This window comes from Prochlorococcus sp. MIT 0603 (assembly GCF_000760215.1).
In the GTDB taxonomy this organism is placed as follows: Bacteria; Cyanobacteriota; Cyanobacteriia; order PCC-6307; family Cyanobiaceae; genus Prochlorococcus_E.
Map to the genome: position 1 here is coordinate 211,442 of NZ_JNAW01000002.1, position 13,578 is coordinate 225,019.

The following is a 13,578-nucleotide window of genomic DNA, read 5'->3' on the forward strand; positions in this document are numbered from 1 at the left end:
CAGCACTAGCTTTAGCCTTACTAATGCCTGTCGCAATTGATGGTGCATTGTTAGCAGAAGTTGTTCCTGAGGTTCTTATCGCAGAAGAAACTTCTAATAATGAAAAAAATGCTGACTTCTATTACAAAAGAGCGAACATAAAAAAACAATTAAAAGACTTTAAAGGGGCAATTGCTGATTACACAAAAGTTATTCAAATTAACCCAAGACATTTAGAAGCTTTTTTTGAACGTGGTTTTAGCAAAGATGAACTTGGTGATCATTCAGGTGCTATAGAAGATTACACAAAGTCAATTGATATTGACCCCAAAAATGAAGATGTCTACTTCAATCGTGGAAATAGCAAAAGTCAGATAAAGGACTATCAAGGAGCTATTTCTGATTACACAAAGGCAATTAAAATTAATTCAAATAGTTTGGATCCTTATCCTTATTTTTATCGTGGTGGCGCAAAAAATGAACTTGGTGATCATTCAGGTGCTATTTCTGATTACACAAAGGCAATTGATATTGATCCCAATATACCGTATTTCTACAACAGAAGAGGCATAACTAAAGCTCTATCAGGAGATTATGCGGCGTCAAGCCTTGACTTTTCCATAGCTATTAAATTAGATCCTCATTACACTAATGCCTATTATAATAGGGGCTTAAGCAAAAGTTTATTAGGAGATTATCAGGCAGCAATAATTGATTACTCTAAAGCAATCGAGTTAGACCCTCAAAATATTTCTTACTATCAAGAAATTGCATTAGATAAAATCTCGCTGGGGGATTATAAAGGCGCAATCAATATTCTTAAGACAACGCTTGGTTTTACAAAGCCCAAAAAGGTACTTGATTCTATTGAGGAATTAATTGAGTTATATCTAATTACTGGAGACTTCCAAGAGATACCTGGATTAATAACCAAGGCTAAAAACCTAATAGAAAAACTCGAAGAAGAAAAGACATTAGAAGCAGCAAGATTTTTTTATTGGGAAGCAAAACTGTCTAGCACACTTGGAGATACAAAAAAAGCTATTGAGTTATTAGAAAAAGGATTGAGTCTCTTGATTTCTATCAACGAGAAAGACAATCTAATAGCAAATAATTCCAGGGAAGCATTAATCTATGCATATATCAATTTGAAAGATTTTAAAAAAGCCAAGAAGCTAATTAAAGTTAGAACGGCTGATGGCCAGTTAGCATTAGTTTGGATAGCTTTCTTGGAAGGTGACATCAAAAAAGCAGAAAAGATGCTAAAAAGACTTGTCAATCTTGAAAAAAAACAATTAAAAAACCAGAAATCTAATCCATATCTAATTGGACAATTAGGCTCAGCTTATTGGTGGCAAGGTGAAAATCATAAAGCACTCCCCTTACTTCAAGAGTCAGTAAACCTCTATGAAGATTCTTATGGGAAATCTAATCCAATATTAATTCAACCATTGATTAATTTAGCAATGACCTATTTTAATCTTCAAGGCTTTCAAAAAACTGATTATTATCTACGCAGAAGTTTAAAGATTCAATTTAAGCAGATACAAGAAGAGTCTATATACCTACCAATTTCCAGAAGAGAAGCTTTCCTTAAAACCTTTGGAATAACTTATGCTGCAATATTTTCTGCTTCTAATATTCATCCAAAAGGAAAAGACCTCGCTCTTTTTGCTCGTTTAAATCGCCATGGGCTATTAGAAGAAATTGAAAAGAAACAAAGCGAATTAGCCTCTTTGCCTGGCCCTCAATTGGTTATTGCAGAGAATATCAAAGGAATAACAAATCAACTTGCCTCTAGAAAAAATATAGCAAAAGCAAGAGTTGATAACTTAATACAAAAGAAGGAACGTCTTGAAACACAGCTCTATAATTTATTGCCTGAAATAAAAATAGGAATAGTTGATGTTTCTAAAATAGCTAATGCAATGCCTATGAACTCTATTTTAATTGAATATCAAAAATTCAGGCCATACAAATTCGACAAACCTATTGATGCATTAGACGTAAAGAACTGGAGAGAAGCGCGTTATCAAGTATTAATCCTCAAGCCTAATGGAGATATCGAGACTGTTGATCTTGGGTTAGCAGAGCCCATTGAATCAAAAATCAAACAAGCACTAAGCCACTCAGAAGAAACACTAGATGATGCACAGCAACTTTGGGATGAGATCAGCCGACTTGTTATTACCCCATTAGCTCAAGCAATCGGTGATTCTAAAACACTATTTATTTCTCCCGATGCAGAACTCAATCGGATTCCTTTTGCAGCACTACGTTCTCCAACTAGCAACAAATTCTTAGGAGAAGCTATTGACTTACGTCTTTTAACAACTGGTCGTGAACTTTTAGAACTAGCCGAGAGATCAACAACGTCTACTAAACGATCACTCGTCGTAGCTAATCCAAACTTTGGTGGCAAACAATTCTGGGCTCGTCCAAAGCAATCTGATCTTGTTGCATCAACTCAACAACGCTCTGGTGATCTTGGTTCATCACAATGGAAGCCATTAGAAGGTACGAAACAAGAAGGTAAAGCTATCTCTGAACTCACTGGTGCAAAATTGTTAATGGGGAAAAAAGCAACAGCATTAGCTGTGCAAGAACGAGAGTCACCTAAGGTATTGCATATTGCTAGTCATTCTTTCTTTTTAGAAAATCAAAAGAAAGAACCATCTAAGGCTGATCCATTTTCAAGAAACTTAGTCACAAGCTCTCCTATACCAAAAGCATTCCGAGAAGAAAATCCACTTCTTAGAAGTGGGATTGTTTTAGCTGGTGCTAATGAACCAGAAGCCAACCCCAACGATGATGGTTATTTAACTGCTTTAGAAATCACCAAACTTGACTGGAACGGAACAGAATTAGCAGTGATCTCTGGTTGTGAATCAGGTAAAGGTGACATCCAATCTGGGGAAGGTGTTTATGGTCTTAAACGTGCCATTGCTGTTGCAGGTGCAAGATCAAGTTTGTTGTCCTTATGGAAAGTGGATGATGCAGCAACAGCAGCCTTTATGAAAAAGTTCTATCAAAAATTAAAAGCAGGAGAAGGTAGAGCTGATGCTTTAGCCGCAACCCAACAAGAATTTAGAAATCATCCCAACAAAGACTGGCAACATCCTTATGTTTGGGCAGCATTCCAGCTCAGTGGTGACTGGAGACCGATTAAGTGGTGATTTTGGAATCACTCTAAAACAGTCAGAGCAAGGAGATGGTGTCAGGAGGAAATTCTCCACTACTTCTAAAAACATGACCACTTCTAATCTCAAAATTCACACTGCTGATGAGTATGTCGATAGAGGGGTTGCCAAGATGAATGATGACGTGGAAGGAGCGATGAATGATTTCAACAAAGCAATAGAAATTGATCCAAATAATGCACTTGCATATTACTTCCGTGGATATGCGAAATATTATGAATTAGAGGTTTACTCAGGAGCAATATCTGATTACAGCAAGGCAATAGAAATCGATCCCAGTAATTCTAATTTCTATACCGCTCGCGGATTTTCTAAGCAAGCAATTAAAGATTCAATTGGAGCAACAAATGATTTCTTCAAAGCACTGGAAATTAATCCAAGGAATGCAGATGCTTATTATGGGCGAGGTATTGCGCAACAACTTTATAACAAGGAAGGTGCTATTGAAGATTACAGCAAGGCAATAGAAATCGATACAAATCATGCAGATGCTTATTTGATGCGTGGAAGTGCAAAAGAAGTATTAAAAAAGGTTGAAGGTGCTATGGAGGATTACAGCAAGGCAATAGAAATCAATGAAAACAATACAAGAGCTTTTTACGCCAGAGGAGCTCTAAAGAGCAGCTTAAAGGATTATTCTGGTGCAATTTCTGACTACACAAAAGCAATTGAGATCAATCCAGAATTTACAAAAGCATATCTGAATCGTGGAATTGCAAAAGAAGTATTAAAGAATAAAGAAGGCTCTTGTGAAGACTGGAAGAAAGGAGCAGAATTAGGAGATCAAGCTTGTGCGCATAACTGGAAAGTATTTTGCAATATTAATAAGTCTGATTTTCCAAAGATCATTCTTGCTAAAGAAAAATTAGATGTTATCCACAATTTAGTTTGTGATTTATGGGAACTATATGATTCCACAGATAGAGAATTACCTGAGATGAGATATAGCTATTCAGAGGATGGTCGAGTTAATTTCTCTTATTATGCAAAAGGCGCATCAGAGTTTTATACAGTAGATAGCGAAGGTATCGTTACTACACAAGGTGGTATTGAAATAGATGACATAAATCATATCCCCGATCTTTTTGCACTTACTAAAACAATAATCTGCGATTTAACAGAAACAAAACCTATAGACTTTGACCAATCCAAGAAACTAGAAGAATATAGGCTGTTAATTAAGAATAGAAATAATGATGGAAATATAGTTGAAGACTCTGATGAAACTAAAAAGGCATTTTCCAATCTAGTCAATAAAGTTAAAGAAAATTTTGATATATATGAAAGAGGGAAGGAAAAAGAAGGACATGGCGATCTAGAAGGTGCAATAGAGGATTATGAAAAAGCATTAGAATTAAATCCAGAAAGTCAATTTATTTTAAATAGTCTTGGCGTTGCAAAAATTCAGCTAGGAGATGCTAATGGAGCAATTGAATGCTTGACCAAAGCATTAGAGATTGATCCTAGAGACCCCCTCATATTAATAAATCTTGCTCGAGCTAAAGACTTCATAGAAGATTATGAAGGAGCAATTCTTGATATTGATAAAGCATTAGAAATAAATGAAAACAGTGAATATGCGTATTGGTTACGAGGAAACATAAAGTTCAAGACTATAGATTTTCAAGGTGCAATTAAAGACTACACAACTGCAATAGATATTAAGCCTGAAGAGAGTAGAAATTATTTTGGTAGAGGCACTTCAAATTTTCATTTAGGCAACTATGAAAATGCAATATCTGACTACAACAAGACAATAGAAATCAACCCAAAATTATGTCAGGCGTATGTAAATAGGGGACGTTGTAAGTCCTTTCTAGAAGATCAGCAAGGAGCATTTACTGATTACCAAACTTCTATTGAGATCAACCCTAATCATGGTCATGCCTACACTCTTATAGGTGATTACTATGCAAATATTTCTTTAGAGGGGAGAGACCTTCATCGTGCTATTAAATATTGGAAAAAAGCTTTAGAATTAGGCTATAAGGATGCTGTGAAATGGATTGTAGACCGTGCTATAGACAAAGGTGAGTCAGAGGATTATGAGGGATCAATTAAGGATTTGAACCTTGCTCTAGAAATCAACCCAAATTATCCTGATGCTTATAGGAATATGGGTATTAGTAAATATCGTTCAGGTGATGTAAAAGGTGCTTGTGAATATTGGGATAAAGGATCGAAATTAGGCGATCCAACATGCATTAAGTTTTACCTAACAGCACTCCACAATAATTAGGGAGTAAAGAATCAATGAACAATTGTCTATATTCTATGAGCAAAAAAATAAAGGAGCATTGCGAATGACTGAACCTAAAATTGCTTCTGAATATCTAGATCGTGGATGCGATAAAGACGATCAAAAGGACTCCAAAGGTGCAATAGAGGACTACAACAAAGCGATAGAACTTAATCCCAACTATGCAGAGGCATATGCGAATCGTGTATGTGCAAAGGAAGAATTGGTGCAATAGTCACTCTTGCTGTTGTTTCTACTGTCGCCGGTTTAAGTTTTCTTACTCCTTCTGCTGAAGCAAGTTCAAATTGTTTTTCAACCAAAACACTATGGATATGTGCAGGACTCACTGGATTATTCGCTAGAGACAAAAGAATCACGATACTTTTCAATAAATAGAACCCTATAGAAACGTGTTCTTTTTTTATGCGGAGCAACTGGTCAAAAGAAAGGAAACAGCCTATCTAAAGTTATCCTTTATCAATGCGTTTATTTATAAAAACTTTTATGAAGAAATTGGAACAAAAACCAGTGAATTATTCTTCCTAGAATATTTCCATTTACCTTCTGTACTCTTAGTTGAACCTTCTGAAGCCATCAGCTTGACTACAACATCTTTAATAGAAAGCATTCTCTCCTCATACCCCGGATGACTACTATTTGGTTTTGTGATGTCCCCAAGACCCGCTAATTTATACATGAAATCAATTTCTTTTAAACAAGTATCTGCTGGGAATCCAGAATTAAAAATCATTTCGGTGGCCTTTGCATCCGCCTCTTTTTCACTTTCTCGATTTAACTTCATTTTAAACAGCTCTTTATCCTTAGCCTCTATATTTTGACTAGCTTTTTCCAATTTAAGTGAATCGCTAAATATATGATCTGATAGAAAATGAGCAATCTCATGAGCAACTGTACAACCTAGGAAGTCATGTCGTTTTCCATAAGCAGGGAAAGAAGACTTGCTAATTGTTATTGTTCCATTTGCAAAACTATAAGCTTCGATGCCGCCAAGCAAATAAGACTGTCTTATTGCTTCTTGAATATCATCAGAAGAAGATCCTTTATGTTTTTTAAAGGGATTTAACATCTCATAAAAACCACAGTTTTCTTCTTTGCAAAGACCCAAGTCTTCTGCTATCCACTTTGTATAACCCCCTGAAACGATTGTAAAAGTCATTGGCCTCTCTCCCAAATCATTATGTTGAGCCAACTTGTCAACAGTCTTTTTGAGAACTTTATATTCCTTAGGCATTAGCAATTGATTATCTCTTAATTTGTTGCTATTCACTAAAACAGAGAGCAGCGAAACAGAAACAGTCAGTATTAGAAATAAGGATTTTTTCATTTTGATTCTGACAATATTGTTTGCATGAGCTACGAGGCAAGGTTTCTAAATCTGGTGAAGTCAGGTTCAAAAAGCAATTTGACAGTTCCTATAGGGCCATTTCTGTGTTTGCAAACTATCAGTTCTGTAATTCCACGATCAGGAGTTTCTGGGTTGTAATATTCATCGCGATACATCATCACAACCAAATCTGCGTTGTTTTCTATGGAGCTAGACTCTCGAAGATCGCTTAACATTGGTCTTTTATTAATACGAGACTCAAGCCTTCTATTTAATTGAGAAAGAACAATAACTGGTACCTTTAGTTCAGCAGCCATTGCTTTCAAATATCTAGTAATTCTTGAAAGCTCATCATCTCTAGAGTTATAAAGTGGTTCATCCATTAACTGGAGATAATCAACAAGAACAAGACCCAGTTCTTTCCCTTGTTGCTGCTTTACCAATTCGCATTTTGCGTGCAAATTTTCAACAGTCATCTTCGGATCATCAGCAATAAAAATCGGCATCTGCCCAAGAGTATTGATCCCTTGCCCAAGAAGTGGCCATTCATCGTGCCTCAATCGACCAGTTCGCAACCGTCCAGATTCAATCCCTACTTCCATCGACAGCAACCTGTAAATCAGCTGCTCTTTGCTCATTTCTAAACTAAAGATGCACACAGGAAGATCATGTACTTGAGCAATATTCTTGGCAAGATTCATTCCCATCGATGTTTTGCCCATTGCTGGCCTGCCACCAAGAATCATTAAATCGCCAGGTTGGAGACCTTGAGTCATGGCATCAAAGTCATAAAAATTCACTGGGATTCCCGTCACGATGGTTCCTAAAGAACGACTTTCTATCTCCTCAAAGGTTGTTGACAAGATTTGATTGATTGGGAAAATATTTGAAAAAAGAGTGTTCATTTCTATTGCATCAAGATTTGTAAGTAAAGTTGAAATCAACCCCAGAATCAATACCAATTATTGGTAAATGGTCGTTATAGATATTCATTGCATTGGCTTTAGGTGTAGCCATTAAAGAAAACCTAAAGCCAACTCCTACTAGAGCTATGCCTAAATAAGAAAGTACAATTGATCGAAAAGTCATGATTCGTTCAAGAATGTTTGCTTAATCTCTTCTTGTTCTGACTCTTTCAAGGTGATTCCAATCCATTTATTCAGTACTCCTCTTATCTACTAAGACACAAAAAAGCCCGGCCAATGCCGGGCTTTCAATTGCTTAAGAGTCAATTTTTTTTAAGCTTTGACTAAACGTGCCGTTTGATCAGAACCGCAAAGTTTTAATTTTTCCTTATGGACGGAGGTGTCGGTGGGTCCGTGTCCATATTATGGAAGACTGTCAAAATGCTTGAAAACTTATCTGTAGGAATTGCAGAAGTTAAAACTAACTGCAGAGAATGGTGTTCTTCATAATTAAATACTGAATCGATTACACCTTCTTTTTGTTCAAAGTTCTTAAAAGTGATTCCAAAACACCTTTTTCCAGCTAAAAAAGAAGTGATAAGAATAATTTCCTTTGATCAGTCCATACAACAATTTATGTGTTCTTGATCCTTCTAGGGAGGGCTATAAGTTCAAAGGAATTGCTAGTGTGACTGAGTTTCTACAAGATAATCAGCTTTCAATAGAAGCCCAATCTGCTGAGGTTGATAATTCTCTCTTAAAGATCAGTCAAACTCAGCCAGATGGTAAAGAAGCTTTGCTCTCACTGAGGTGCAGAGTCAGTCATTCGATAGTTGAAAAAATCAATTTGATCTATGAACAAAAAAACAAATTTCACGAAATCGAGAAAGAAGATATGTGTGTTTATGTTCTTGATGATGCCGGAGAGACTTTCCTTAGGCTTCCACGTAAAACTGAGCAAGGATCTGTTGAACTTGAAAAACAACCTTTCACATGGGCGACTCTCTCCACTCTTTCAATAAATCCTCTTAGACCTTTTGGTGCCGATATTCTTTATAACTTTAACCCTGATCTCTCCAACCTCTCTACATGGACAAAAAGGAAAGTTAATAGCAATTCAGAATTAAGATCTTACTTGAGACAAAAGGGTTGCCTGCTCATTAGTGACTGGGCACTACTGGCCGATAGTTCTCCCAGAAGAATTAAAGAAGCATGGGAATTGTATTGCTCAGGGGACTCATTTTTGGGAGTTAATGATGTACAAAAACTCCATCAGTCTTACCTAATTAATTACAAACAAGCAAAAGCACATCATCGAAAAGTCAAAGGAAGACAAGACAGATGGGAACCTGATAAAGACTTCCTATCTTCTCTAGAGCCCACTCAAAATAATGATGAGCAACTAACTGCAATGGCTACTGCTATTCGTCGATATATGGGGGGAGCAGACATAAGGAGAAACAGGGCTGAATTAAATGAAGAAATTTTGGATGATTCTCAATCTGCCGATGTCTCATTACCAAGTAAGGATCTGATTCAACAGATTCAGCATTCGCTCCAACAATTTGGTCTTCCCATTATCAAAAGGGCAATCGATGCCGATCGTTCAAAATGGCAGAAAGATGCAAGCAGACAATTGGCCTGGGAACTATATAGTCAAGGAATGGGGCAAAGAGAAATTGCAACGCGCTGCGATCACAAACAAGGATGGGTCAGTAAGCTATTGGAAGAAAAAACTCTCTCTGAATCAATTGCTCAAGAAGCCTCTTTATCACTTGTCAGGCGTTCTGGATTTCAAGAAATCCGAAAAGATCCCCAAGGCCTTGATCGCATGATTGATCAATTAAGGAATCACTTGGTTTCTTCAGAACAAGAGGGTGATATATCACCCCTTAGGAAAATGGTTAAATCAGCTTTGAATTAATGCCTGAAAACCTTCCTACTCCTGAACCCCTTGAAGCGTTTACGATCCCAGAAGGATCAATCTTGTTAGATACTAACGATCTTATTGATCCAAGAAGTTTTGCAATAGCTGGTCTTAAAAAGCTTCTAATAGAGCGAGAAATAGACTTAGCTCTTGGGCCAGAACTCGATCTAGATAATCCCAACAGACTTATCAGTTTAAATCGCTTCGCAGTGCAAATAGTTACTGCTGGAATTAATGCAGATGAAATAACAATTCCGATGAATCATTGGTATCGCAATGGAGCTGCACCTCAACTTCTCTTGGCTTGTCACGTCGATGATGAAAATAATTTAGTCTGGTTTTCTGGGGTCTTAACAGGGCCTGAGTTTAAAAAAGCCATATCTAATCAAATTGGACGTAAGAACGAAATCACAATTTCGACAAATGAATTTCAAGGAGGTATTGATCGCCTCTTGAGATTTGTACGAATCCTCGAAACAGACGCCATCCCAAGAATGGCTCTCAACGAACAAGCTCAAACCCAATCATTCTTACAACCAATTAAAAAGACACTTCAATCTGGATTATCAGTTGCTGTTTTTGTAGCAGGTGCAGTCATCTTTGGACCAGCAATTTTCAGACCAAGATTGATCGGAAATATAGCGATGCTCTCTGGAGATCCAATAGAAATGTCTGCCTATAAGACGCGAAGTTCTTATTCAGGTGATCCAATAGAAATATGTCTACTAACACCAAATGTCATAACCACTAGCGTAAAACCTGTCGCCAAAATTTCTATTGACCGACCCATTGTTTTCCCCTTAGAACCACTCAATGAAATCAAGGTTTATAGAAATGGAGAGTTGCTTTGGAGAAAAGGAAGAACCTCAACAATCAACTTGATTGGTCCAATTCCATGGCCTAATGAGATCACACCAATTAAAGCGAATGAAAAACTTCTTTTAAGCATTACTAAAAAAGGTAGTTCCCTAGGAGAAGAAGCAACGATTACTTTACAAGCAAACTCTCAAGAGTCATTTCAAAAGCTTACTGATTTAGAGAACTCTCTTGGAAATAAGAAATCCAAGTGGATTAGCACTATTAATCAACAACTGAAAAATGATCGAAACCTTGCTTTGACATTACTATTTTCAGAGAAGGCTCCTAAATCCAAAGCCTTAAATCAAGCAAGATCAATTGTCTTAAGCAAAGAAGGTTGCACAAGGACTAAATAGTGAAAATGATTAGAGTTATATCTTTAACTAAACTCGTATGAACTAATTAGAATCACCTGCCTTGAATTAGCAGTATTTACTGTTTATAAACAATGTTCGGTCTTCGATTTGATTTATATGTCTTATTTGTGGTAGATATAGAAGTTCGAAATTAACCCCCTGCTTAATGTCTCAACTAAAAATCAATATCTCTCCAAAGGCGGAGGCAATGATTGCGACTCTCCAGAAGGAGATCTTTAACCGTCGTCGTAAGAAGATCACAGCAGTAGGTGTGGTTGAATCTCTTGTCGAAAGTGGTGCGAAGTCACAATCTGACAAGCGTTACGCCTCTTCTTGGAAGAATCTAATTAAGGATATTGAGAAGGCAGCAAAGCAGACAGAAGTACACGGCAATAAGCCAGCAAATGTAACCGCTGAAGAGTGGGCAATGCTTGTAGCACATCGCACTCGCAAAGGATCTACTACTAAGAAAGCTGCTGCTAAGAAGCCAGCTGCTAAGAAAGCAACTGTTAAAAAAGCTGCTGCTGCTAAGAAGCCAGCTGCTAAGAAAGCAACTGTTAAAAAAGCTGCTGCTGCTAAGAAGCCAGCTGCTAAAAAAGCTGTTGCTAAGAAGCCAGTAGCTAAGAAAGCTGCACCAGCAACAACAGCACCGAGAAAAGCTAGACGTGCTAAGAGAGCACCTGCTAAGCCAGCTGCAAAACTTGCATAAGGCAGTCTTCTAAAACTGATTTATTAAGTCGCTCTTAATGGGCGGCTTTTTTATTTGCTATTTACTCTTTCAAACTCAGCTGTTGTTCCACTCTTAGATGCCCAAGGGTATTCTCTGCAATGAGTTTCATAACTATGTCCCATAGCGGTTGCCATCGAACCACCGTTTATATCAAGTTCATGTCCACGAACGCTATAACTGTGGCGAAAGCTGTAGGAACCTGCTCTTTCATTTCTCTTTTCAACTTTCTTAATTAGTTTCTGCCAACCTTTACGTCGTCTGAGGTATTTGACACAAGCTTCTCCTACTCCGTTTTTGCTTTGAAGAGGAGGAAGCCAAAAACCTTTAGTGGCAAACAATGCAACTAAATTCCAATCTTGCTTAACTCCTTTTTTATTTATTGGATACAGCGGATATAACCGTCGAGGTTGGGTCATTCCTCCGCCTGCTCTTTTTTGATAGGAACACCATAAATATTCTTCCTTTGTTTTTTTATCAACTCTCTTCTCTAAATGTTTTAGTTCTTCAGGTCTTAATCCAAAAGCTGCCAGCAATTTAATTGCTCTTGCCCAATTCAAAGCAGCAGGTTTATCTCGAAGTAATCCATCGAAGTTCTCAAGGGAATCAATAAGATCAATTATTTCTTGGTCTGTAACAGGGTGAACCTTTTGGCTTCTGGATGTAGCTGTTTTTCTTCCAATGTGATAACTGAGATCAGTTGGAGGAGTCAAATATTCAGGGAACCTCTGGACATTCACACAATATTTAAGGAATGCAGCAAGATTTCTAGCTCTTTGTTGTCTTGTCCTACTTCCAATTTCCCAATCTTCAGTGGTCTTGTTGATTAGTTCAGCTGGATTCTTAGGAGAATTTCTTCCAGTCATTAATGCAATTGCATCTTTGATGACAGGTTCATGTTCTTTTTTCCAAGTTGATTCTTTTATTCCAGTTCCACGGGTGAGCTTCTCAACCTTGTATTCCTTTAATGCTTTATCCCAATCTCGATCTTCATCTGGTTTTGGAGCTTTATCATCAGCAATATCCACTGCTAAGGAAAACTCAATACCTTCAAGCATGAGTTTGTAAATATTTCTTATTCGGATATAAGCGTCATCAGCTTCATGCTCATTCCATTTGAAGGGTAAAACTCTTGAGGAGGGATTTTGATTTGGTGGTCTGTATCTGACTAAAACATTTCCTTTTCTAGGTACCACGTTTAAGTGTGTTTTTAGACCTAGCTTCTTAATTCGACGTCTAAATTCTTCTTCCCAAACCATCTTGCGGGTGCCAAAGATTAATAAAAATATTCTGGCACACTCTTGGCACCTGACAACTGACGAGTGCCAAAAAGGTGCCAAAATACATTAATTGAGTGGTCACACGTGTGGACATCTTGAGACAGGCAGAACAATTGATAAGACAAGATTCTTTGAAACACTCTAGAATGACTGGGGTAAGCCGAATCTCGTCCTATCTCAATACATGAGAGAAGGTGCTTTGGGAGCACTAGGTCGCAGGTTCGAATCCTGTCGCCCCGACTAGTAAAAATCTTTTATTTGCAATAGATTTGGCTATGCTGTGGCTGAGTCTAATTTTTGTTGGCCCATTTGAGCCAACAAATCGCCAACAAATGCTTGAATCCGTTGCTATAGCAGAAGTGCTTGGAGCACTGGGTCTTGGACGGTTTTATAAGTATGGCTAGAGCAACAAAAGCTGAATTAGAACTGCGCATTGGAGAAGCCGCTTCCATGCTTGCTCAAGGTGATGGAGCGACTGTTGTTACGGCCCATGTGGCCGACACTTATCGCTTGAGCCGTAGACAAGCTCGAAGAATTACAGCTGCTGCCTATGAATTACTTGTTCAGGATCTTGAAGATGTGGACTTAAGCAGACCACAAATGACCGCTCAATTAGTTGCCAACCTGCAAAGTGCTATTCAAAAAAGTCTTGTTCTAGGTCGAACATCAGCTGTCGCTACTAATGCACGAGCATTAATGAAGCTCTGCGGTCTTGCTGCTGATAATTCTTCTAGGCAACGTTCAAGAAAGCATTAATCAGCA

At 37.6% G+C, this 13,578-nt stretch carries 12 protein-coding genes; 8 read left to right on the forward strand and 4 right to left on the reverse strand.

From position 1 onward, the window contains the following. The first annotated feature begins 23 nt into the window (after positions 1-23). The 4 genes from EV07_RS02930 (at position 24) to EV07_RS02945 (ending at position 5,814) form a co-directional block, all read left to right on the forward strand. Positions 24-3,155 carry a CHAT domain-containing protein gene (locus EV07_RS02930; RefSeq protein WP_036917200.1) on the forward strand — a complete coding sequence of 1,044 codons (3,132 nt, stop codon included), beginning with the start codon at positions 24-26 and terminating at the stop codon, positions 3,153-3,155. Beyond that, entirely contained in the window at positions 3,130-5,418 is a 2,289-nt protein-coding gene (locus tag EV07_RS02935) for a tetratricopeptide repeat protein (protein ID WP_036917201.1), read from the forward strand. The genes EV07_RS02930 and EV07_RS02935 overlap by 26 nt, the downstream gene beginning before the upstream one ends. Positions 5,419-5,482: 64 nt before the next feature. After that, a complete protein-coding gene (locus tag EV07_RS02940; protein WP_152557573.1) occupies positions 5,483-5,653 on the forward strand; it encodes a tetratricopeptide repeat protein in 171 nt (56 codons plus the stop codon). Continuing rightward, complete coding sequence (locus EV07_RS02945) at positions 5,626-5,814, forward strand: hypothetical protein (protein ID WP_036917206.1); 189 nt, start codon at positions 5,626-5,628, stop codon at positions 5,812-5,814. Before EV07_RS02940 ends, EV07_RS02945 begins: the two co-directional genes overlap by 28 nt. Before the next feature lie 106 nt (positions 5,815-5,920). Here EV07_RS02945 and EV07_RS02950 read toward each other — a convergent pair whose 3' ends face one another. The 3 genes from EV07_RS02950 to EV07_RS09740 are packed head-to-tail and all read right to left on the reverse strand — an operon-like array spanning position 5,921 to position 7,852. Further along, positions 5,921-6,763, reverse strand: a complete 843-nt coding sequence (locus EV07_RS02950; RefSeq protein ID WP_036917209.1) for a hypothetical protein — start codon at positions 6,761-6,763, stop codon at positions 5,921-5,923. 29 nt (positions 6,764-6,792) lie between these two features. Then, a complete protein-coding gene (gene dnaB / locus EV07_RS02955) occupies positions 6,793-7,668 on the reverse strand; it encodes a replicative DNA helicase (protein ID WP_081936955.1) in 876 nt (291 codons plus the stop codon). Between the two features lie 10 nt (positions 7,669-7,678). After that, complete coding sequence (locus EV07_RS09740) at positions 7,679-7,852, reverse strand: hypothetical protein (protein ID WP_193742728.1); 174 nt, start codon at positions 7,850-7,852, stop codon at positions 7,679-7,681. A 429-nt stretch (positions 7,853-8,281) separates the two neighbouring features. Here EV07_RS09740 and EV07_RS02960 point away from each other — a divergent pair, with 429 nt between their 5' ends. From EV07_RS02960 to EV07_RS02970, 3 genes are all read left to right on the forward strand, one after another. Continuing rightward, the gene (locus EV07_RS02960) at positions 8,282-9,592 is read left to right on the forward strand and encodes a hypothetical protein (protein WP_036917211.1); all 1,311 of its coding nucleotides are present in this window, start codon (positions 8,282-8,284) and stop codon (positions 9,590-9,592) included. After that, positions 9,592-10,809, forward strand: a complete 1,218-nt coding sequence (locus EV07_RS02965; RefSeq protein WP_036917212.1) for a hypothetical protein — start codon at positions 9,592-9,594, stop codon at positions 10,807-10,809. The genes EV07_RS02960 and EV07_RS02965 overlap by 1 nt, the downstream gene beginning before the upstream one ends. A gap of 166 nt (positions 10,810-10,975) precedes the next feature. After that, the gene (locus tag EV07_RS02970; RefSeq protein WP_036917213.1) at positions 10,976-11,518 is read left to right on the forward strand and encodes a hypothetical protein; all 543 of its coding nucleotides are present in this window, start codon (positions 10,976-10,978) and stop codon (positions 11,516-11,518) included. A 50-nt stretch (positions 11,519-11,568) separates the two neighbouring features. Here the strand turns inward: EV07_RS02970 and EV07_RS02975 are convergent, their stop codons facing one another. Beyond that, complete coding sequence (locus EV07_RS02975) at positions 11,569-12,795, reverse strand: hypothetical protein (RefSeq protein ID WP_052043963.1); 1,227 nt, start codon at positions 12,793-12,795, stop codon at positions 11,569-11,571. Between the two features lie 399 nt (positions 12,796-13,194). Between EV07_RS02975 and EV07_RS02985 the strand changes: the two genes are divergently transcribed. After that, positions 13,195-13,572, forward strand: coding sequence for a hypothetical protein (locus tag EV07_RS02985; RefSeq protein WP_241433988.1), 378 nt, complete (start codon positions 13,195-13,197; stop codon positions 13,570-13,572). Positions 13,573-13,578 lie beyond the last annotated feature (6 nt).